Consider the following 21565-nt stretch of genomic DNA (forward strand, 5'->3'; position numbering starts at 1 on the left):
GAGCTTCCCTCGCGATCGCGGCAAAATAAAGCTCTGCTTCCCTCGCCCGGAAATCAGCTCATTTCTTGCGACGAGCGGCGGCTGGCGGCGGTTCGATCGCGCCGGCTCTGACGCGGGCGGGCTTCAGGGCTGGCGCACCGGAATCCTTGATGATCGTCAACGCGCGCGGGAAGAAGTGGTTGTTGTGCTGGCCGCGCCCGATGTTGAGGATCGCTGTCCCCGGCAAACGCTTATCGAGCATCGACAGCACGCGTCTTAGCGATGGGCCGTCGAACGCATCCAGCGCCTCATCGATGATCACCCATTTCGGCTGCCGCAACGCGAGCCTGGCGAAGGCCAGCGAGCGTTGTTCGTCATCGCCCAACTCATGGTCCCAACGCCCGGCGCGGTCGAGCGACGAGGATAGCCGTCCCAGACCGACCTCGGCCAGCACCGCCGAAATGTCGGCATCGTTCGCCGGCGCGGGCCCGTTCGGGTGATCGAGGACTTCGCGCAACGTGCCGACCGGAAAATAAGGCACGCGCGGCACGAATATGGGGGTTTCTCCCGCCGGCAGGCCGATCCGGCCGCTTCCCCATGGCCACAGGCCGGCAATGGCACGAAAGAACAGCGTCTTGCCCGCACCGGGGTCGCCGGTGATCATGACGCGCTCGCCGGGGCGGATTTCGACATGCGAGTCGGCGAGTCTGGTGCAACCCTCCGGCGAGGTCACTTCGAGCTTCTCGAAAGTCAGGCTGCCATTGACGTTTTGGCCGAAGGCGATGCGCTTTTCCGTGTCGTGCAGCGCATCGGTTTCATCGAGCGCGATGCGGAAATCGGCCACGCGCATCAGCGTGGCGCGCCAATCGGCGATACTGCCGATGTTGTTGATGAACCAGCGCAAGGAGGAGTGGACCTGGTTGAAGGCGCCGACCGCCATCATCAGCCCGCCAAAGCTGATATCACCTGAGAAATAGACCGGCGAAGCGACCAGTATGGGCGCCACGACGGTGATCCAGCCATAGGTGTCGGTCACCCAGGACAGGTTGATCTGGGCGGCGTAGATGCGCCGCATGGCGCCCAGCACCGTGCCGAGATCGAGTTCGAGCCGCCGCCTGGCGTCGGCCTCGCCATGATACAACGCAATGGCATCGACATTCTCGTTGACGCGCACCATCGAGGAGCGCAGCTCGGCTTCGCGTGTATAGCGGTCGCTGTTCAGGCGGATGAGCGGGCGCCCGACCAGCCAGCTCAGCCAGGAGGCGATGCCGGCGTAAAGGATGGCGGCCCAGACCATGTAGCCCGGTATGGCCAGCGAGGTCCCGCCGATGTGGAACACGAAGCCCGAGGACAGCTCCCACAGCACCCCGACGAAGGACACCAGCAGGATGCACGACTGCAGCAGGCCGACGCCGAGATCGGTTGACAGGTCGGACAGATGCGCGGCGTCCTGCTGCATGCGCTGGTCGGGATTGACGCCGATGGCGCCGGCATTGGCCAACCGGAAGGCGCGCGCCGGCCGCATCCACTGATCGATCAGATCCAGCGTCAGCGCCTCGCGCAGTTTGAGCCTGATCATCTGGTTGAGCCAGGTCTGGCCGATATTGAGCACCAGCAGCCCGCCGGCGATCATCGCGAAGACGAGGAGCTGGTGCAGGAAGGCCGCCATGTCGCGGCGCGCAAGCGCATCGTAGAAAGGCTGGTTCCAGCGGTTGAGCAGAACCTGGCCGATCGACGTTGCGATGATCACGGCCATGATGCCGACCGATGTCCACTGCAACCATTTGCGAACCGGCGATCCCGCCAGCGCCCGCCGGATCGTCATCAGCTGATCGCGCAGGCTGCTGGCTTCGACCGCCACGGCAACCGGCTGAACGGCGGCGGCATTGTCCGGTTGATCAGCCATGGCCGAGGTCCTTGCGTCAGTGCTGAAACCGGATGGAGAAACTTGACAGGCGTTCGTATGGGCTGCCGGATAAACTGTCGGCCCGCTTGCGACAGATAGGCAGGGAAACGACGTCAGGCACGCTTGCCGTGATCACGAAGCCGTCACCCGCGCAGCCGAGGGCTCGGCACCGGCTTTGTGACGGCCAAGCCGGGTGGCGCCATGCGGCGACAGCACCGGCACGAAGACGCGGCGCGAGGCGCGCTGGACGACGGGCACGCCTTGATAGAGCCGTTTCTGCGCCTCGACGACGATGACGCCGGAAAAGATCGGCCACAGCCGCCGGCCGGCGCGCTCCAGCACATTGTGGAAGCGCATCATGAAACGGCGCCTCGACGGCGGAAAGAACAGCGCATCGGACCAGGCGGCGGGCGTAAAATTCGCCTCGCGCAGCAATTCGGTTAGCTGGCCGCGCGAAAAGGGCCGGCCATTGCCGAATGGGGTGTGCTCGAAGCGCGCCCAGACACCGCGCCGGTTGGGCACGACGATGACGACCCGGCCAGCCGGCGACAGCACGCGCCAGATCTCGTTCAGCGTCTCACGTGGGTTCTCGACATGTTCGAGCGAATGGACGAGCAGCATGCGGTCGATGCAGGAATCGACCAGCGGCAGTTCCTCGTCGAAGACCAGTGCCGTCGCCGTCGGCCCTGTCGCCGGCCACACCACCGCGCCCTGCGTCGCCGGCATGAAGGCGAAGACCCGCTCGGCGTCGGTGCCGAACCGCTCCAACCACGGCAAGGTGTAGCCCAGACCAACCAGCCGCTCGTTGGGCACGACCGCCCATATCGACGACAACGCCATGGTGATCGAACGCTCGGCGAAACGGCCGAGTGTTGTCGAATAGAAGGAGCGAAGATCGACGATGTCGGAATGCATGGCAGGGATGTAGCCGCGATATCGGCGGGTTTCAACAACAGGCCGCGACGACCTGGCATTCCGGGAATGTCACTAGACATTGCGGGATGTTGTTCAACGTCCCGGAATGTTGCTCACATCCAGGATGTCTTCAACATCCAGGATGACATCCACGCGCCGGCGCCCTATGTCTGCGGCCATAAACGGAGAGATGCGATGCCGGTCGAAATCGAACAGTTCATGTGCCGCAGCGACAATTTCGGCGTGCTGGTGCATGATCCCAAAAGCGGCCAGACCGCGATCATCGACGCGCCCGAGGAAGCGCCTATCCTGGCCGCGATAAAGCGCACCGGCTGGACGCCGACGATGATCCTGACCACGCATCATCACATGGATCACGTCGAGGCCAATCTTGCGTTGAAGGAGCGCTTCAAGCTGCGCATCGTCGGCCCGGAAGCGGAAAAGGCCAATATCCCCGGCATCGACGAAACCGTCGAAGACGGCTCGGTCCTCCATCTTGGCGATGAAAAGATCGAAGTCATCGCCACGCCCGGCCACACCGCCGGCCACGTTTCCTACTATTTGCCGGCTTCGGGTGTGGCGTTCACCGCCGACACGCTGTTTGCGCTGGGTTGCGGACGGCTGTTCGAATGCAAGCCGCCGGTGATGTACGATTCGCTGAAGAAGCTGGCCGCGCTTCCGGCCGAAACGATTATTTATTGCGGTCATGAATACACGCTCGCCAACGCCCGTTTCGCGCTGACCGTCGACCCGACGAATTCGGCATTGAAGGAACGCGCCGCCAAGATCGAAAAGCTGCGCGCCGACAATAAGCCGACGCTGCCGACGACGATCGGCGAGGAGCTGTCGACCAATCCCTTCCTGCGCTGGCACGATCCGGCGATCCGCAAGCATCTGGGGCTGGAGAAAGCTTCGGACGCCGAGGTCTTTGCCGAAATCCGCAAGCGCAAGGACAATTTCTAGGCCCGGTGGTATCGTCGCCATGACCAGCTCCGCAGAAATTATCGCGACGCTCGGGCTGAAGCCGCATCCGGAAGGCGGCTGGTATGCCGAGACCTTTCGCGATGGCACCGGCGGCGCGCGCGGCCATTCGACTGCCATCTATTTCCTGCTTGAGGAGCATCAGGTTTCGGCCTGGCACCGGGTCAAGGATGCCGCCGAGGTCTGGCATTTCCATGCCGGCGCCCCGCTGGCGCTGTCGATGTGGGAAGAAGGCAGCCCGAAGGTTGATCAGGTCATAGAACAAGTCCTCGGTATCGATCTCGCAGCCGGTGAGCGGCCGCAGATCGTCGTGCCCGCAGGCTGGTGGCAATCGGCGCGCAGCCTGGGCGAATGGACGCTGGTCGGCTGCACCGTCGCGCCGGGCTTCGAGTTTGCGGCCTTTGAACTGGCGGCACCCGGCTGGCAGCCTGGACAATCCTAACTTGGCAAGAACCCTAATTTAGCAGGAAGCCTAGCGTGGTCGCGAGCTGGGCGGCGTAGTACAGCGCCCAGACGGCGAAGCGCATCCAGGCGCGGTGGGGCGAGATGGCGGCGACCAGGAATTTCTCCGTGGCGAGCAGCCCGTCCGATGCCATGAACAGCACGGCGCCACCGATCACCCACATATTGCTTGTTGTCAGCGCCGAGATGCCCATTGCCAGGATCGCGGCGATATAGACGGTGATCGGGATACGCAGGCTGGGACCGACACGACGCCACAGCGCCGCCAGCACGATGACCACGAACACCGCCATGGCGAGCGCGATCGCTCCGCGCCACGGCTCGGCGCCAAGCACTCCCAACCCGCCACCGCTGCGCAGGAACAGCGCGACATAGACGATGTGAGCGACAAGAAAACTGGCCAGCCCGCCGAGAAAGGCCTTTTCGCCGTCGCGTGACAGGAAGGCGTCGCCAACGGCGCTGAGTGCGAGCGCGGCGACCAGCAGCAGCGGGCCGCCTTGCAGCCCCGCCAGCACGGCAAGCATCGCTACGGCAAGCGTCTTTGCGGCCGAGCGGGCCAGCGTCGGCGGCATGCCAAGCGTGAAGGCGTAGATGACCGCCGCCGCCAGCGAAAAAATCAGTGTCGCATTGGCATTGGCGTCGATGCCGCCCGCAAACGGCATCGTCATGCCTTGGCTCCGCCTTCGGATGCCCCGGCTCCGCTTTCGGATGCCTCGGCTCCGCTCTCGACCGCAGCCGGCTTGCGCAGGAACAGGGATTTTGCGGCGAGCACCGCGCCGCCGGTGATGAGCACGCAGGCGGCGAGGATGCGCAGCGACGGCTCGGCGACGCCGGCCGCGATCAGCACCAGCGTCGACAACAGCGGCGCCGCATAGCTTGCAGCACCCAGCACCTGGATGTTGCCGCGCTTGACGCCGATGTCCCAGGCATAGAAGGCGGCACCCACCGGCATCAGGCCAAGGCCGAGCACGGCCAGCCACTGGCCGACACCGTCAGGCAGAATCGTCTGTTCCAGCGCCAGGTGGCAGGCGAGCGACAGCACCGCGGTCGCCGCGCAGAACCAGGTGACGATGCTGGTCGGCACCGACGGGAAACGCCGCGACAACAACGAGTAGGCCGACCACAGGACGGCGCAGACGGCAGCCATGGCATAGCCGAAGGAATAGCGGGCGTCGAAGGCCAGCCCACCGCCCTTGGTGACGATCAGCACGGTGCCGGCAAGGCCGAGCAGCGCACCGACGACATGGTTCCAGGCCAGTTTTTCGCCCGGCATCAGCGCCGAGCCGAGCACGATCAGCAGCGGCCACAGATAGGCGATCAGGCTCGCCTCCACCGCCGGCGCATTGCGCAGCGCGGTGAAATAGAAAAAGTGATAGCCGAACAGGCCGGCAATGCCGATCAGCCACACCTGCGGCGGTATCTTCTGGCTCTTGTCGGGTGCCGGCATGAACAGCCGCGCGACCAGCCCGACGCCGGTGCCGATCGAGAAGGTGATCGCCGACAGCAAGAACGGCGGCACCTGGCCCGACGCATCGGTGAGCAGTGCGAGCAACGCCCACATGGCGACCGCCGAAAAGCCGATCAGTGTTGCGCGCCCCATTCTGTCTCCAGTGGCGCGCCAATTCCGCGCCTGGCTATTGTACGGCTTCGAAACGCCCGGCGCTGATGGTCAAGGTGCCGATCTGCGTGCCAACCGTGGCACGGATCGGCGCATATACGCCGGTTTGGCCGAGCGGTGCAAACGTCACCATCATGCGGCTTTTGTTCTTGAGATAGTTGAGCGCCTTGCGGCCCTTGCGATAACCCGCCACCGGCTCGAAGCCCATCTGGCAGGTGACGGTGTCGCCCTTGTAGCCCGGGACCGAGATCGTGCCTTTCGACGCGTAGGTCAACGTCAGGTCGGCACGCATCTCGCCGTCATAGAACTTCACCGTGCGGCCGCAGACCTGGTCGAGACTGTCGGCATGAATGACGGTGGCGGCCATGGGATCGAGCACCGATGCCAGGTCGCCGGCACCGAGCGGTACCCAGTTCTTGGGGTCGCGTTTGCCTGGTGCCGGTACGACCTTCGTCGAAGTGACCCTGCCATTGGCAAAGCGGATGTCGACCACCGATGCCTTCTTGCCGGAGGTGTAGTCGGCGCGGAATGCCTGCGGCACCATCTTTTTGCCCGCAATCGTGCCTTTGGACGAGATCGTGCCGCGCGTGTCGTCGAACAGCTTGGCGAGACCGGCCGCGGTGACACTGCCTTGGATCGCGTAGGCGCCGTTCTCATAGCGGCTGGAAAACGTTGATTTCGCTATCGAAAGACCAAGAAACGACACCGTGTACTCGCCCTTGAACGACTGCGGCGAGGCAGCAGACGCGGCGGACGGCAAAGCTATGGCAAGCATGGCAACAAGGGCATGTGGCGAACGAAGCATGGCGGGATCGGGTCCTTGATTTTGGGCCGGAGGCGGGCAACTCCGGTCTGGCATGTCCCTATGGAACCGCTTATAGGATGAATTCCGGCCTTAATATGAAAATGCCGGGCGCGCCGTGGGCAATGCAGGGGCTGGGCAAGCCGGAGCTTGACGCCTCGGCGAAATGCAACTATGGAACGCCAACTTTTTCCATAAGGCCGCCTGACCAGAACCGCGCGCCACCCGGCGTGGGCTTGAGTGTTTGGCAGACCCGAGAACTGAAGGTTAGAACAATGTCCCGCACCTGCGAACTCACTGCCAAGGCAGTCATGTCCGGCAACAATGTGAGCCACGCCAACAACAAGACCAAGCGTCGCTTCCTGCCGAACCTCGTCAATGTGACGCTGATTTCGGAAGCGCTGAACCAGAACGTGCGCCTGCGCATTTCGGCCAACGCGCTGCGTTCGGTCGAACATCGCGGCGGCCTCGACGCCTTCCTGGCCAAGGCAGACGTCAAGGAATTGTCGCAGCGCGCCCGTTTGCTGAAAAAGCAGATCGCCAAGAAGACCGCCGAGCAGGCTGCCGCTTAAACAGTTCAAAGGGGGGGACGACCGCCCTGGCCGACCTCTTGTTGGCCTCTGGCCAACATCTTGTTGGCCTGAGCATCGGATCGAAGCCGCAAGGTTTTGGCAATCCGGTGCCCACATACGAAGGCAAGCATCGCCCGCATGGGCATGGTGCTTGGCTGGTTCCATTACCCAGGATAAAAAAATGACTTCCTTCTCGCGGTATTTGCCATTCGTGGCCGCCATGGCGCTTGTCGTCGTGGCATCGAACATTCTCGTGCAATTCCCGATGCAGGGTCAGATCGGCGGCCTCTCGCTGGCCGATCTTCTGACCTGGGGGGCCTTCACCTATCCCTTCTCGTTCCTGGTCACCGACCTCGCCAACCGCCGCTACGGACCCACTGCGGCGCGCCGGATCGTCTTTGTCGGCTTCATGACGGCGGTGATCTGCTCGATCCTTGTCCCGCCCTTCCTGTTCCGCCACGGCCTGATCGAACTCGAGACCGCCGCCGACCGGCTGGTGCGTATCGCGGCCGCGTCCGGAGCGGCGTTCCTCAGCGCGCAACTGCTCGATGTCACCGTCTTCAACCGGCTGCGCCGGCAGAGCTGGTGGCGCGCGCCGATCATCGGCACGCTGGTCGGGTCGGTGTTCGACACCGCCGTGTTTTTCACCGTCGCGTTCTCGGCCGCCTTCGCCTTCGCTGGTCCCAACGACGGCTTTGCGTTGGAAAACGCACCCTTGATGGGCATCTTCCATGTCGACGCGATGCGTTGGATCTCCTGGGCGCTGGGCGACCTCAGCGTGAAGCTGATCATCGCCGTGGTGGCGTTGATCCCCTACCGTCTGCTCGCGGCCCGTTGGAGCCAGCCGGCGGTAGCGGCTTAAACCATGATCCCGAAAAGTGGGACCCGGTTTTCGGAAAAGATCATGGTCGGACAAAGATCATGATCCCGTGGGTCCAGCTCGATTCGGCCAAGATCCCGGATGGCGCACAAGAACTTCGCCTCAAGCGGCGCGGCACCGAATTCTCGATCATGCTGGGCACCAACGAACTGATGAACAGCCGCCTCAGCGGTTCCGAGGAAGCGCTGGCAAAACTGTCCTGCGAGCGGATTGCCGGCCAGAGCCGGCCCACAATCCTGATCGGTGGGCTTGGCATGGGTTTTACCTTGCGCGCCGCACTCACAGAATTGGCCAATGATGCCGGAATAGTCGTCGCCGAACTGGTGCCCGCCGTCGTCGCCTGGGCACGTGGCCCGATGGCCGAAATCTTTGACGGCTGTCTCGACGATCCTCGCGTCACCATCCAGGAAACCGATGTCGGGCAGTTGATCCGGTCGCGGCCCGCGGCCTGGGACGCCATTCTGCTCGATGTCGACAACGGCCCGGAAGGCATCGTCCACAAATCCAACGACGCACTTTACAGCGTGCACGGCCTCGCAGCCGCACGCAGCGCCCTGAAACCCGGCGGCGTGCTGGCAGTGTGGTCGCAAGGCCCCGACATCGGCTTCACGCGGCGGCTGAAGCAGGCAGGCTTCGGGGTCGAAGAGGTCAGTACGCGCGCCAACGGCAAGCGTGGCGCCCGCCATGTCATCTGGATCGCCACCAGGACGTAAAGCCGGCGGGCTCAATCCTGGTGGAGAATGAATTCCAGATAGAGGTTGCGCTGCAGGATCGAGTGGTTGTCGTCGGAGATCAGCGACACCATCAGCGCGCCGTCGCCGCGGGTCCAGACGTCGAGCCCTTCCATATTGTCGATCTGGTAGCCCATGTCGGCCTCCAGCAGCACCGGCCCGTCGGCGACCGCGCCCTTCTCGACGCTTTCGCCATAGATGCGCCGCAGCCGCATCTTGACGCCGCTGGCCATCGAGAAACTGCGCTCCAGAAGCAATAGGTCGCCATCCGGCAGGAAGGCCCCGTCGGTAATGTCGAAATCGCCATTGCGCTTGACGGTAAAGACGCCCTTGTGCGGTCCTTCGATGATGGCGGCATAGATGTTGCCGGCCTTGTCCAGGCTCTTCTCGGAGACCACGACAAGGCCGCCCTCATGCTGGCCGTTGGCATTGGCGTGGGTGACGGTCTCGAAGCCGCGATTCTGGCGCAGCTCGCGGGCCGGAACGGCGAAATCCAGCGGCTTGAAGGGTGCCTTCATGTCGTTGGGGTCGATCTTGAACTGGGCGACGCGGTGGCTGCGCTCGAAGCCGACGGTTGCGATGCCGTTCTTGACCGCGAGACCTTCCGCATCGACCTCCCATTTCCTGTCGATCGGCCGGCCGGTCTGGTCGACCATCTGCTGCATGCGGAAATTCTGGATGCCGGAGGGTCGCTTTTCCGCGTCGCGGACCACCGTGCCGAAGAACCAGAAGCCGGTGTCGGCAACGCCGATGAAGTCACCGCCGGCTTTCAGGAAGCGGAAGGCCGACAGCGCGCCGAAATCGCGTGTCGGCGAGGTCATCTCCAGCCCGCCGACGAATTCGAACGGGCCGAACTGCTTGCCGGCACGGCCAATGTGGAATTCGGTGATCGGGCGGGCCGAGATTTCGGCCGGTTCGACAGAACTAAAGTCGGCCGAACCGGCTGCCGCCGAAGCCACGCCGGAAAGCAGGGCGATGGCGGCGAAAAGCGTCTGCCGAAACCCGCCGCGCCTGGAGATCATCCGGCGCGCCGCATACCACCGCCGCGTCGCGTATCCTTCGCGCTTTCCTCGGCAAACAGCGAAGCCAGCTGCTCGGTCATGGCGCCGGCCAGTTCCTCCGCATCGACAATGGTGACGGCACGGCGGTAGTAGCGCGTGACGTCGTGGCCGATGCCGATGGCCAGCAGTTCCACCGGCGAACGCGTTTCGATCAGCTCGATGACGGCGCGCAGATGGCGCTCGAGATAATTGCCCGGATTGACCGACAGCGTCGAATCGTCGACCGGCGCCCCGTCCGAGATCATCATCAGGATCTTGCGCTGCTCGGGCCGGGCGATCAGCCGGTTGTGCGCCCACAGCAGCGCCTCGCCGTCGATATTTTCCTTGAGCAGGCCTTCGCGCATCATCAGGCCGAGATTGCGCCGTGCCCGCCGCCACGGATGGTCGGCGGACTTGTAGATGATGTGGCGCAGATCGTTGAGCCGGCCAGGATTCGGCGGCTTGCCGTCCTTCAGCCATTTCTCGCGCGCCTGCCCGCCCTTCCAGGCCCGCGTGGTGAAACCGAGGATCTCGACCGAGACGCCGCAACGCTCCAGCGTGCGGGCCAAGATGTCGGCGCAGGTTGCCGCGACCGTGATCGGCCGGCCGCGCATCGAGCCGGAATTGTCGAGCACCAGCGTCACCACCGTGTCGCGGAATTTGGTGTCGCGCTCCTGCTTGAACGACAGCGGCTGCATCGGGTCGATGACGACCCGCACCAGCCTTGCCGGGTCGAGGTAACCCTCTTCAAGGTCGAAATCCCAGGAGCGGTTCTGTTGTGCCATCAGGCGACGTTGCAGCCGGTTGGCCAACCGCCCGACGACGCCGGACAGATTGGCCAGCTGCTTGTCGAGGAAGGCGCGCAGCCGGTCGAGCTCTTCTTCTTCGCACAGCTCCTCGGCCCCGACCGTCTCGTCGAAAGCCGTGGTGAAGACCTTGTAGTCGATTTCCTTCGGCAGATTGGTGAAGGGATTGTCGTTGCGGCGCGCCTCGCCGGGCGTTTCGGCATCGGCGTCGTCATCGTCGGACAGGTCGTCCGCGGTGGCGTCGGAGGCTTCGGTCTCGGCCGACTGTTCGTCATCGGCCGAAGCTTCGGCGTCCTCGGACTGCGACTGCTCGGAGCCGGAATCCTCTTCGCCGCCCTCCTCGCTCTGCTCCTCGCCTTGCGGCTGGTTGTCGTCATTGTCCTCGGAATCTTCCGTCTCTTGGTCGTCGCCGAGCTCCTCGGCCATTTCCATGGAGGCGAGCATCTCGCGCACGACCCGGGCGAACGCCTGCTGGTCGCCGAGCTTGGCCGACAACCCGTCGAGATCGGCCTTGGCCTTTTCCTCGACCCAAGGGCGCCAGAGTTCGACCAGCCGCTCGCCGCTTTTCGGGATCGGACGGCCGGTGAGCTTCTCGCGCACCATCAGGGCGAGTGCTTCCTCGATCGGCGCGTCGGCCTTGTCCTTGACGTCGACGAGATTGGCCTTGGCGTATTTGTCCTCCAGCATCGAGCCGATATTGTCGGCGACGCCTTGCATGGCGCGTGAGCCTATCGCCTCGACGCGAGCCTGTTCGACCGCGTCATAGATGGCGCGGGCCGCCTTGCCTTCCGGCGCCAGCTTGGTGTGGATGCGCACATCGTGGCAGGCGCGCTTCAGCGCCATGGAATCGCCGAGGCCGCGGGTGATCGCGATATCGGTCTTCGACGCCTTCTTCGGCAATTCTGGCAGACGCGCACGGCTGCCGGCGAGCGCCGGCCGGTCCTTGGCGAAGCCGACCTCCAGCTCCTTGTCGCCGGCGATGGCGCGCATGCAGACGGTGACGGCGCGCTTGAAGCTGTCGGCTTCAGAACCCGTCTTCGACTTGTTGCGCGTGTTGTCGCCCGGACCCGCCATCGAGACTCTGCTTAGCCCAGCACCACGTTGGCGGCGCTCTCGGGCAGATCCTCGCCAAAGGCGCGCTGGTAGAACTCGGCCACCACCGAGCGTTCCAGTTCATCGCACTTGTTGAGGAAGGTCAGCCGGAACGCCATGCCGATATTGCCGAATATCTCGGCATTCTCGGCCCAGGTGATCACGGTGCGCGGGCTCATCACGGTCGACAGATCGCCGTTGATGAAGGCCGAACGCGTCATGTCGGCGACGCGCACCATCTTGTTGACGATGTCCTTGCCCTTGCTGTCGCGATAGTGCTTGGCCTTGGCCAGCACGATGGCGACTTCATTGTCGTGCGGCAAATAGTTCAGCGTGGTGACGATCGACCAGCGGTCCATCTGCGCCTGGTTGATCTGCTGGGTGCCGTGATAGAGGCCAGTGGTGTCGCCGAGGCCGACCGTGTTGGCGGTCGAGAACAACCGGAAGGCCGGATGCGGGCGGATGACCCGGCTCTGGTCGAGCAGCGTCAGCCGGCCCGACGATTCCAGCACGCGCTGGATGACGAACATCACATCCGGACGGCCGGCATCGTACTCGTCGAAGCACAGAGCGACATTGTGCTGGTAGGCCCAGGGCAGGATGCCGTCGCGGAATTCGGTGATCTGCAGGCCATCCTTGACGACGATCGCGTCCTTGCCGACGAGATCGATACGGCTGACATGACTGTCGAGGTTGACGCGCACACAAGGCCAGTTAAGCCGGGCGGCAACCTGTTCGATATGGGTCGACTTGCCGGTGCCGTGATAGCCCGACACCATGACGCGGCGGTTGTAGGCAAAGCCCGCAAGGATCGCCATCGTCGTGTTCTTGTCGAAGAGATAGTCCGGGTCGATGTCGGGCACATGCTCCGATGTCACCGAATAGGCAGGTACCACCATCTTGGACTCGAAGCCGAATTTCTCCTTCACCGACACCGTCGTGTCGGGCAGGTTGGCGATGTCACGATCGACCTTGTTCATATCTCTCAACGTCTCCACGGGCGAAACGTCTGATTTCGCCGGCAATCGATTTTGTCCGGGGGCGGTCTTAGAGCCTTTTCCAACCTTATGAAAGTTGGAAAACGACACGAACCGTATGGCCGCTCAGCACAGGCCCGCCTGTTTGAGCACGCGATAGGCCTGCAGCACATCGCGGAACCGGTCTTCCGAACCTCTGTCGCCACCATTCGCATCCGGATGGTGCTGTTTCACCAGTTCCTTATAGCGCGCCTTGATCTCCTTGCCAGTCGCCTTTGTATCAAGGCCAAGCGTTTCCAGCGCCTTGGCCTCAAGCGGCTTGGCCTTGCGCTCGCGCGCCTCGCGCGGATCCTTCGGTCCCTTGAACAGGTCGAACGGGTCGCGCATGCGGTTATAGTAGCCGGCCCGGCCGGAACGCATCTGGGCCATATCGGGCGACGACCGCGTCGAGGCCCCGTTGGCGCCCATCTTCCAGGTCGGCCGGTGCCCGGTCATGGCTTCCTTCTGGAAGCGCGCGACCTCGGTGTCCGGCACGCCGGAAAAGTAGTTGAAGCCCTTGTTGTACTCGCGCACATGATCGAAGCAGAAATGGAAATACTCGCCCTCCTTCATGCGCCCGACCGGCGCACGATGGGTGCCCGCTTCCTTGCAGCCGTCCCACTGGCAGATCGGCGAGTGCGACTTCAGCTCCGCGTCCTTGTCGGGGCGGACGCGAATCTTCTCGAAATATTTGGGGTACGGCTTCATCTTACCCATTTATGGGGCGTTCGCAGATGCGAAACAAGAATTGACATTTTCGCGATCATCGCCCTAACCGCTGAATCGCGGCATAAAGCAGGCGAATGGCGGATTTTGTTGCACGGCGGCGGCCCCTCGCGAAACCGATTTTCGGTTTCCAGGCCGAGACGCCAGCGATATTTGGTGAAGGGAGATGGCGATGTCCATAGAGGCGACCATGGAAGACAAGCTCAATAAGGCATTTTCGCCGGACAGGCTGGTTATCATCAACGAGAGCCATCTCCATGCCGGTCACCACCATCACGGCTCCGACCACCACGGCACTTACGACGGCACCGGCGAGACGCATTTTCGCGTCCGCGTCGTCGCTTCCGCCTTTGCCGGCATGAGCCGCATCGACCGTCACCGCGCCGTCAATGAATTGCTTGCCGATGAATTGAAGGCCGGCGTGCACGCGCTGGCGATCGAACCGGCGGCTCCCGGCGAAAAGACCCGCTGGTAGCTCGGTTCCGCCTATCGTTTTTCGCCGCGCTCAGAGCACCGCTTCGATGAGGAACGGCCCGCGCCGTGACAGCGCGCTGTCCAGCAGCGCCTCGAAGCGCTCGCACGTATCGGCGCGGGCCGCCTCCACGCCCATGCCTTTGGCCAGCGACACCCAGTCGAGCGAGGGATAGTCGAGGTCGAGCATGCGCCTGGCGTTCTCGCCGATGGCGCCGACGCCGACATTCTTCATCTCGCCATGCAGGATCGCATAGGTTCGGTTGGAAAACACGATCGTCACCACGTCGAGCTTTTCCCGCGCCTGCGTCCACAATCCCTGCACCGTGTACATCCCGCTGCCATCGGCCTCTAGATTGATCACCTTGCGGTCCGGACAGGCGATTGCCGCCCCGGTCGCCATCGGGATGCCGCCGCCGATCGATCCGCCCGTGCCCATCATGTAGTCGTGCGGCGCTGCAAAGGCCGACAGCGCGAAGAAACGCCTGGCCGAGGTGACCGCTTCATCGCAAATGATCGCATCGGCCGGCAGTTTGCGCGCCACCGACAGCGCGATCGCATCTTCCGTCAGCTTGCCGCTCGGCGTTGCCTCGTCGGGAAAAGCGGCCGCGACGACCTGTCGTTTCGGCGGCTTGATGCCAAGTTCGTCGCGAAGCGCCTCCAGCGCCGCATGCAGATCTTCGCCATGGGCGGCCAGTGTCAGCACCTCGCAGCCTTCCCGAACGAGCCGTCCCGGTTTTCCCGGATAGGCGAAGAAGGCAACCGGCTCCTTCGCGCCGACCAGGATCAGAACATCGACATCCCTGAGCACAGCCATCGCCGCGTCGACCGGATAGGGGATGCGGGCCGGCGCGACACGCCCGCGCCCGCGTTGCATCCGTGCGATCAGAACCTCGCCGAACAGCCGGACGTCGCTGCCCGTCGAGATTTGCCCGGCGATGGCGAGCGCATCGGCGCGTGCGGCCTTTCCGCGAACGATCATGCCTGCCCGGCCCGGAGCGGCACGGATCGCCGCGGCGACCTTGCGCACGGCGTCCATATCGACGGCCGGCGCTGGCACCAGCTTCACCTTGCCGACCGAAACCGCGTCGACTTCGCCCCAGGCGGCATCCGCCGGCAGGATCATCGTCGCGACGCCGGGTGGTGTCAGCGAGGCGCGAAAGGCTGCTTCAGCTGCCGGCGCGATATCGGCCGGGCCCTTGACGCGGCCGACCCAGTTGGACATCGGCGCCGCAAGGCTTTCGATATCGCTGGTGAGCGGGGCATCGAGCGGCAGATGGTAAGAGGCGTGGTCGCCGACGATGTTGATCATCGGGCTGAAGGCACGCCGGGCATTGTGCATGTTGGCGAGTCCGTTGGCCAGGCCGGGACCGGTATGCAGCAGCGTCGCGGCCGGCCGATCGGTCATCCGCGCATAGCCATCGGCGGCCCCGGTCACCACGCCTTCGAACAGCCCGAGCACGCAACGCATTTTCGGCTTGCGGTCAAGTGCTGCAACGAAGTGCATTTCGGAGGTGCCGGGATTGGCGAAGCAGACCGTCACATCGTTGGCCAGAAGCACGTCACACAGGACATCGGCACCGTTCATGCAATTCCCTCCCGCTCACGATCGAAGAGCACTTGCACCCTGGCGCGCCCGCACAGCAATATCCCGCCGCCACTTTTGATCTGATCCAGTGCCGTAAAGATCAGCCAACCGTCGATTTCAGGAATGCCAGAGCGGCCGCGGTCAGCGCGTCGCCATCCTCGCCGAAATCCCGATTGATCGACATATGCGTGTAGGCGCTGCCGTCGAACAGCGTGACCTTGGTGCCCGTCGCGCGCAGGCGCTCGGCAAAGGCCTTGGAGTCCTCGCCGCGGCCAGGGGCGCGCGAATAGGCAATGAAAGTCGGCGGGTGCCTGCGGCCGTCGACATGGCTGGCCGGCGACAGTGCCGCCCATTGCGCGGGATCGGAAAAGACGCGGGCATAGGCCCGCACCATGCCGCCCTTCTTGGCAAGTGCTGCAAGATCATAGGCCCTGGTATCGTCGAGAAGGAGCGCAGCTATGCCGGGCAACCCGCCGCGCATGCCGGTCAGCGCAATCAGATGGCAGCCGGCCGAATGGCCCATGCCGACGATGCGGTTGGGATCGCCGCCATGCCGGGCGATGTTGGCTCTGATGTAGGCGTAGGCCTTTTCGACGTCACCGGCCTGGGTGGCGACATCGGCCTGCGGCAACATGCGGTAATCGATGGAGACGAAGCAGAAGCCGTTGGCGAGCAGGAAGGCCGGTTTGGCGTCGACCTGACTGCGTTTGCCAAACTGCCAGGTGCCGCCATGAACGAAAAACACGACCGGCAGGCCCATTGCACCATCGGGCGCATAGATGTCGAGCTTGGCCGGCCCGTAGTCTAAGGTTTTTGGCGTGGGTCGGCGTGTTTCCGACGCGGCCGATGCTTCCAACGGCAGCATCGCCGCCACCGAGGCCATGATCAGGCTTCGTCGATCGATCATCACTGTCTCCTGACGAGGCAAGACTGCACGCGGCGGCCCCAGCCGTCCAGTCAGGGATTCGCCACACACCCGCTACCCGCGCTGAATACCGCTCCGCACCGAGCGCCTTGATCCCGGAGTGGCCTCAAAACCTCATGATCGTAGCCACCTCTTCACATGAAGGGAACAAACGGTACCCCCCGACAGTTGAATGCGAGGTGAGCCGAATGGAAGCCACAGCGGCTCCGAGGGCAAAAGCATCATGCGAGAGAACCAGTCTGACGTCTTCGATCTGTTTTCGGAAATTTACACCAACGCGGCACAGGAAGAGATCAGCATCCAGCAATATCTCCTTGCCTGCCGCGAGGACAAGTCGATGTATGCCTCAGCGCCTGAACGGATGGTCGAGGCGATCGGCGAGCCGAACCTGGTCGACACCAGCAAGGATGAGCGGCTCGGCCGCATATTCTCCAATCGAACCCTGAAAGTGTACCCCTCCTTTGCCGATTTCTATGGCATGGAGGACACAATCGAGCGCATCGCCGGCTATTTTCGCTATGCGTCGCAGGGGCTCGAGGAACGCAAGCAAATCCTCTATTTGCTCGGCCCGGTCGGCGGCGGCAAATCGTCCCTTGCCGAGCGGCTGAAGAAGTTGATGGAGCAGCGCCCGATCTACACGCTGAAGGTCGGCAACCAGGTCAGCCCGGTTTTCGAATCGCCGCTGGGCCTTTTCCATCCCGATCGCATGGGCGACCTGCTGGAGGATAAATACGGCATTGCCCGACGCCGGTTGAATGGGCTCATTTCGCCATGGGCGGCCAAGCGCCTCGATGAACTCTCCGGCGACATTTCCAAGTTCAGCGTCGTCAAGCTGATGCCTTCGCGACTGCGCCAGATCGGCATCGCCAAGACCGAGCCCGGCGACGAGAACAATCAGGACGTTTCGGCCCTGGTTGGCAAGGTAGATATCCGGCAATTGGAAAATTTCAGCCAATCCGATCCGGACGCCTATTCCTATAGTGGCGGACTGAACCGGACCACCCAGGGCCTGCTTGAATTCGTCGAAATGTTCAAGGCGCCTATCAAGGTCCTGCATCCGCTGCTGACCGCCACCCAGGAAGGCAGCTACAACGGCACCGAAAATTTCGGCGCCTTTCCCTATCAGGGGATCATCGTGGCTCATTCCAACGAGTCGGAATGGCTGCAGTTCAAGAACAACAAGAACAATGAGGCTTTTCTCGATCGCATCCTCGTGGTCAAGGTGCCGTATTGCCTGCGGATAACCGAAGAGCGGCAGATCTACGAGAAACTGCTGCGGGAGAGCGAATTGGCCGCCAGTCCCTGCGCTCCAGAGGTGCTGGACATCCTCAGCCGGTTTACCGTCTCGACCCGGTTGGCCGAGCACGACAATTCGCCGCTCTACACCAAGATGCGCGCCTATGATGGCGAGAACCTCAAGGAAGTCGACCCCAAGGCCAAGTCGGTTCAGGAATATCGGGACGCCGCGGGCGTCGACGAGGGCATGGCCGGCGTCAGCACGCGCTTTGCCTTCAAGATCCTGTCGCAGACCTTCAACTATGACACCGAAGAGGTGGCCGCCGACCCCGTGCATCTCATGTACATCCTGGAGGAGGCAATCAAGCGCGAACAGTTTCCGAAGGAGACGGAAGCCGCCTATCTGGAGTTCATCAAGTCCGAGCTGGCCGCGCGGTATGCCGAATTCATCGGCCATGAGATCCAGAAAGCCTATCTGGAATCGTACAGCGAGTACGGCCAGAATCTTTTCGACCGCTACATCGCCTATGCCGACGCCTGGATCGAAGACCAGGACTACAAGGATCCCGACACCGGCCAGATCCTCAACCGCGAGGTTTTGGACAACGAGCTTTCGCAGGTCGAAAAACCGGCCGGCATCGCCAATCCCAAGGACTTCCGCAACGAGGTGGTGAAATTCACGCTGCGCGCCCGTGCAAGAAACCATGGCCGCAACCCGGCGTGGACAAGTTACGAAAAGCTGCGGGAAGTCATCGAGAAACGCATGTTCGGCCAGGTCGAGGACCTCCTGCCGGTGATCAGTTTCGGCTCCAAGCAGGACAGCGTCACGGAAAAGCGGCACAATGAATTCGTGCAGCGGATGGTCGAGCGCGGCTACACCGAGCGGCAGGTTCGTCGCCTTGTGGACTGGTACATGCGGGTGAACAGGGCGGGTTAGAGAACCCGGATGGTTCCATGCCGATCTTCATCGACCGCCGCCTGAACCCGAAAGACAAGAGTCTCGGCAATCGCCAGCGCTTCCTCCGACGCGCGCGCGAGGAATTGAAGCGGAGCATACGCGACCAGATCCGCACCGGCAGGATTGCCGACGCGGATTCCGAGCACGCCGTGCGCATGCCCGAAAGAGGCACAAGCGAGCCGAGCTTCAACAACGCCGGCGACACCGGCAGGCGCCAGCACATCTTGCCGGGCAACAGGCATTTCTCCGCCGGAGACCTGATCCCCAAGCCCGGCGGAGGCGGCGGGGGAGCATCGTCCCCGGGAAACAAGGCATCAGAGGACGACTTTCGTTTCGTACTGTCGCGCGAGGAAGTGCTCGATCTGTTCTTCGAGGATCTCGAGCTCCCGGACATGGTCAAGCTCAACCTCAAGGAGATCCTTGCCTTCAAGCCGCGCAGAGCCGGCTTCGCCGCCACCGGTTCGCCGACCAACATCAATGTCGGCCGCACGATGCGCAACAGCCACGGCCGCCGCATTGCGCTGAGGCGCCCCAAGCAGGTCGAACTGGATGTCCTCCTCGAGGAAATCGCCTCGCTCGAGTCGGCGCCATCCAGCGTCGACGCGCGCCAGCGTATCGCGGCATTGCGCGAAGAGCTTGACCGGCTGGAACGACGCCGCCGCCGGATTGCCTATGTCGATCCGGTCGACATCCGCTTCAACCGCTTCGATTCCCGGCCGGTGCCGAACGCCAATGCCGTCATGTTCTGTCTGATGGACGTGTCCGGGTCCATGGGCGAGCGCGAGAAGGATCTGGCCAAGCGTTTCTTCGTGCTGCTGCACCTGTTCTTGAAACGACGCTACGACCGCATCGAGATTGTCTTCATCCGCCACACGCACCTGGCTCAGGAGGTCGACGAGGAGACATTTTTCTACAACACCCAAAGCGGCGGCACCGTCGTTTCCACCGCGCTGGAGGAAATGCACCGTATTATCGCCAGCCGTTACCCGGCCCACGACTGGAACATCTATGCCGCCCAGGCCTCGGACGGCGACAATTTCGCCGGCGATTCAGAGCGATGCATTTCGCTGCTCAACGGCGAACTCATGCGGCTGTGCCAATATTTTGCCTATGTCGAGATCATCGACGAGCGTGAAGCCCATATTTTCGGCTCGACCGAAAACGGGACGTCGCTGTGGCGTGCCTATAACGCCATCGACCAGAAGTGGCCGAACTTCCAGATGAGCCGCATCGCCACACCCGCCGATATCTACCCGGTCTTTCGCCAGCTCTTCGGCAGGCAGCCGGCCTCCCTCAAGAGAGCGTGAGGGTTCCCGATGGCCAGACAAGCGAGCAAATCCAGTCTGCTTTTCTCAGGGTCAGACTGGGATTTCAAAACATTGTCGCGGGCCTATGACGCGATCGAGGCACTTGCGGTCGAAGAGCTTCATCTGGACACCTATCCCGTTCAGATGGAGATCATCTCGTCGCAACAAATGCTCGACGCCTATTCGTCCATCGGCATGCCATTGATGTACCGTCACTGGTCTTTCGGCAAACATTTCCTCCACCAGGATCTGCTCTATCGCAAAGGCGGGCGAGGGCTTGCCTATGAACTGGTCATCAATTCCAATCCCTGCATCGTCTATCTGATGGAGGAAAACACCATGGCCCTGCAGGCCTTGGTGACGGCCCATGCAGCGCTCGGGCACAATCATTTCTTCAAGAACAATCAGCTGTTCAAACAGTGGACGGATGCGGGTGCGATCCTCGGCTACCTGGACTTCGCCAAGGGCTACATAGTCCGTTGCGAGGAGCGGCACGGCCTCGCCCCCGTCGAGGCTGTTCTCGATTCCGCTCACGCGCTGATGGATCAGGGCGTGTTTCGCTATCACCGGCCGCCGAGGCTGTCGTCCGAACGGCAACGCGAAGGAATTCGCGAGCGTCTCGAATACGAGGAGCGCTCCTACAACGACTTGTGGCGTACGCTGCCGCCTTCCCAGCAAGCGACCAACGAAAAGGGCCAGGACCCGGAGCGGAAGAAATCGCTCAACCTGCCTGAGGAAAACCTGCTCTATTTCCTGGAAAAGAACAGCCCGGTCCTGGAGCCCTGGCAGCGTGAGATCATCAGGATCGTCCGCGTCATCGCGCAATATTTTTACCCGCAACGGCAAACACAGGTGATGAACGAAGGCTGTGCCACTTTCGTGCACTATACGCTGATGAACATGCTGTTCGACCGCGGCCAGATCAGCGAAGGCGCCATGCTCGAAATCCTGCGCAATCATTCCAACGTGGTCTTTCAGCCGGCCTTCGACGATCCGCGCTTTTCAGGCATCAACCCCTATGCTCTCGGCCTCGACATGATGCAGGACATTCAGCGCATCTCGACCAAACCCACGGCCGAGGACCGCGATTGGTTTCCCGACATCGCCGGCCAGGGCAACTGGCGCGAGGTCCTGCTTGACGCATGGGCCGATCATCGCGACGAATCGTTTATCCGCCAGTACCTCAGTCCGGCCATGATCCGGAAATGGCGGTTTTTTGTGCTCGGCGACGCTGCCGACCAACCGCATTGTCAGGTCACCTCGATCCACGACGAGCGCGGCTACCGCAAGATACGCGACGCGCTCGCCAACAGTTACGATCTCGGCGCGAACCGGCCGGACATTCAGGTGGTGGATGTCGATCTGCTCGGCGACCGCCATTTGCGGCTGCAGCACAAGGTCAATGACGGCATCCTTCTCGAGGATGCCAGCCGCGACGCCACGCTTCGTCACATTCGCAGGCTTTGGGGCTATGAAGTCAGCCTGGCCGCCATAGATGCCGAGACCGGCGCGACGATCCACGAACGCTCGACCAGCCAGATCGCCGGATGACGT

The 21565-nt window shown here is 62.9% G+C and carries 20 protein-coding genes; 9 read left to right on the forward strand and 11 right to left on the reverse strand.

The features are described 5' to 3' along the window. Positions 1 to 58 precede the first annotated feature (58 nt). Complete coding sequence (locus NKJ11_RS22950) at positions 59 to 1885, reverse strand: ABC transporter ATP-binding protein/permease (RefSeq protein WP_352631937.1); 1827 nt, start codon at positions 1883 to 1885, stop codon at positions 59 to 61. A gap of 132 nt (positions 1886 to 2017) precedes the next feature. After that, complete coding sequence (locus NKJ11_RS22955; RefSeq protein WP_352441747.1) at positions 2018 to 2800, reverse strand: class I SAM-dependent methyltransferase; 783 nt, start codon at positions 2798 to 2800, stop codon at positions 2018 to 2020. A 195-nt stretch (positions 2801 to 2995) separates the two neighbouring features. Here NKJ11_RS22955 and gloB point away from each other — a divergent pair, with 195 nt between their 5' ends. Next, positions 2996 to 3763 carry a hydroxyacylglutathione hydrolase gene (gene gloB / locus NKJ11_RS22960; RefSeq protein WP_128304700.1) on the forward strand — a complete coding sequence of 256 codons (768 nt, stop codon included), beginning with the start codon at positions 2996 to 2998 and terminating at the stop codon, positions 3761 to 3763. Positions 3764 to 3782: 19 nt separating this feature from the next. Then, entirely contained in the window at positions 3783 to 4223 is a 441-nt protein-coding gene (locus NKJ11_RS22965) for a cupin domain-containing protein (protein WP_128304672.1), read from the forward strand. Between the two features lie 13 nt (positions 4224 to 4236). On the opposite strand, the gene NKJ11_RS22970 is transcribed toward NKJ11_RS22965, so the two are convergent. The 3 genes from NKJ11_RS22970 to NKJ11_RS22980 are packed head-to-tail and all read right to left on the reverse strand — an operon-like array spanning position 4237 to position 6666. After that, complete coding sequence (locus NKJ11_RS22970; RefSeq protein ID WP_128304673.1) at positions 4237 to 4911, reverse strand: lysoplasmalogenase family protein; 675 nt, start codon at positions 4909 to 4911, stop codon at positions 4237 to 4239. Beyond that, a complete protein-coding gene (gene yddG / locus NKJ11_RS22975; protein WP_352794303.1) occupies positions 4908 to 5843 on the reverse strand; it encodes an aromatic amino acid exporter YddG in 936 nt (311 codons plus the stop codon). The genes NKJ11_RS22970 and yddG overlap by 4 nt, the downstream gene beginning before the upstream one ends. A gap of 34 nt (positions 5844 to 5877) precedes the next feature. Beyond that, a complete protein-coding gene (locus tag NKJ11_RS22980; RefSeq protein WP_023811078.1) occupies positions 5878 to 6666 on the reverse strand; it encodes a DUF3108 domain-containing protein in 789 nt (262 codons plus the stop codon). A 272-nt stretch (positions 6667 to 6938) separates the two neighbouring features. Here NKJ11_RS22980 and rpmB point away from each other — a divergent pair, with 272 nt between their 5' ends. The 3 genes from rpmB (at position 6939) to NKJ11_RS22995 (ending at position 8828) form a co-directional block, all read left to right on the forward strand. After that, a complete protein-coding gene (gene rpmB, locus NKJ11_RS22985; protein ID WP_013529373.1) occupies positions 6939 to 7235 on the forward strand; it encodes a 50S ribosomal protein L28 in 297 nt (98 codons plus the stop codon). Between the two features lie 181 nt (positions 7236 to 7416). After that, positions 7417 to 8097: a queuosine precursor transporter gene (locus NKJ11_RS22990; protein ID WP_352441749.1), complete on the forward strand. Its 681-nt coding sequence runs from the start codon at positions 7417 to 7419 to the stop codon at positions 8095 to 8097. A gap of 59 nt (positions 8098 to 8156) precedes the next feature. Beyond that, entirely contained in the window at positions 8157 to 8828 is a 672-nt protein-coding gene (locus tag NKJ11_RS22995; protein ID WP_352441750.1) for a spermidine synthase family protein, read from the forward strand. A gap of 11 nt (positions 8829 to 8839) precedes the next feature. On the opposite strand, the gene NKJ11_RS23000 is transcribed toward NKJ11_RS22995, so the two are convergent. From NKJ11_RS23000 to NKJ11_RS23015, 4 genes are all read right to left on the reverse strand, one after another. Further along, positions 8840 to 9868, reverse strand: a complete 1029-nt coding sequence (locus NKJ11_RS23000) for an esterase-like activity of phytase family protein (protein WP_352794304.1) — start codon at positions 9866 to 9868, stop codon at positions 8840 to 8842. Further along, positions 9865 to 11766, reverse strand: coding sequence for a cobaltochelatase subunit CobT (gene cobT, locus NKJ11_RS23005; protein ID WP_352441752.1), 1902 nt, complete (start codon positions 11764 to 11766; stop codon positions 9865 to 9867). The genes NKJ11_RS23000 and cobT overlap by 4 nt, the downstream gene beginning before the upstream one ends. 11 nt (positions 11767 to 11777) lie before the next feature. Then, positions 11778 to 12764 carry a cobaltochelatase subunit CobS gene (gene cobS, locus NKJ11_RS23010; RefSeq protein WP_023811073.1) on the reverse strand — a complete coding sequence of 329 codons (987 nt, stop codon included), beginning with the start codon at positions 12762 to 12764 and terminating at the stop codon, positions 11778 to 11780. 123 nt (positions 12765 to 12887) lie between these two features. Next, complete coding sequence (locus NKJ11_RS23015) at positions 12888 to 13517, reverse strand: J domain-containing protein (RefSeq protein ID WP_032909134.1); 630 nt, start codon at positions 13515 to 13517, stop codon at positions 12888 to 12890. A gap of 181 nt (positions 13518 to 13698) precedes the next feature. Here NKJ11_RS23015 and NKJ11_RS23020 point away from each other — a divergent pair, with 181 nt between their 5' ends. Further along, positions 13699 to 14001: a BolA family protein gene (locus NKJ11_RS23020; RefSeq protein ID WP_128304678.1), complete on the forward strand. Its 303-nt coding sequence runs from the start codon at positions 13699 to 13701 to the stop codon at positions 13999 to 14001. Positions 14002 to 14031: 30 nt separating this feature from the next. Here the strand turns inward: NKJ11_RS23020 and NKJ11_RS23025 are convergent, their stop codons facing one another. Both NKJ11_RS23025 and NKJ11_RS23030 read right to left on the reverse strand, forming a co-directional pair. Next, a complete protein-coding gene (locus tag NKJ11_RS23025; RefSeq protein WP_128304679.1) occupies positions 14032 to 15585 on the reverse strand; it encodes an acetolactate synthase large subunit in 1554 nt (517 codons plus the stop codon). Positions 15586 to 15685: 100 nt separating this feature from the next. After that, positions 15686 to 16492, reverse strand: coding sequence for an alpha/beta hydrolase (locus NKJ11_RS23030; RefSeq protein WP_352794305.1), 807 nt, complete (start codon positions 16490 to 16492; stop codon positions 15686 to 15688). 241 nt (positions 16493 to 16733) lie between these two features. Between NKJ11_RS23030 and NKJ11_RS23035 the strand changes: the two genes are divergently transcribed. The 3 genes from NKJ11_RS23035 to NKJ11_RS23045 are packed head-to-tail and all read left to right on the forward strand — an operon-like array spanning position 16734 to position 21562. Continuing rightward, the gene (locus NKJ11_RS23035; RefSeq protein WP_013529362.1) at positions 16734 to 18683 is read left to right on the forward strand and encodes a PrkA family serine protein kinase; all 1950 of its coding nucleotides are present in this window, start codon (positions 16734 to 16736) and stop codon (positions 18681 to 18683) included. A 17-nt stretch (positions 18684 to 18700) separates the two neighbouring features. After that, positions 18701 to 20011: a YeaH/YhbH family protein gene (locus NKJ11_RS23040; protein ID WP_352441756.1), complete on the forward strand. Its 1311-nt coding sequence runs from the start codon at positions 18701 to 18703 to the stop codon at positions 20009 to 20011. A 9-nt stretch (positions 20012 to 20020) separates the two neighbouring features. Then, entirely contained in the window at positions 20021 to 21562 is a 1542-nt protein-coding gene (locus NKJ11_RS23045) for a SpoVR family protein (RefSeq protein WP_352794306.1), read from the forward strand. Positions 21563 to 21565: the final 3 nt, after the last annotated feature.

It is taken from the genome of Mesorhizobium sp. M0243, from assembly GCF_040321775.1.
In the GTDB taxonomy this organism is placed as follows: Bacteria; Pseudomonadota; Alphaproteobacteria; order Rhizobiales; family Rhizobiaceae; genus Mesorhizobium.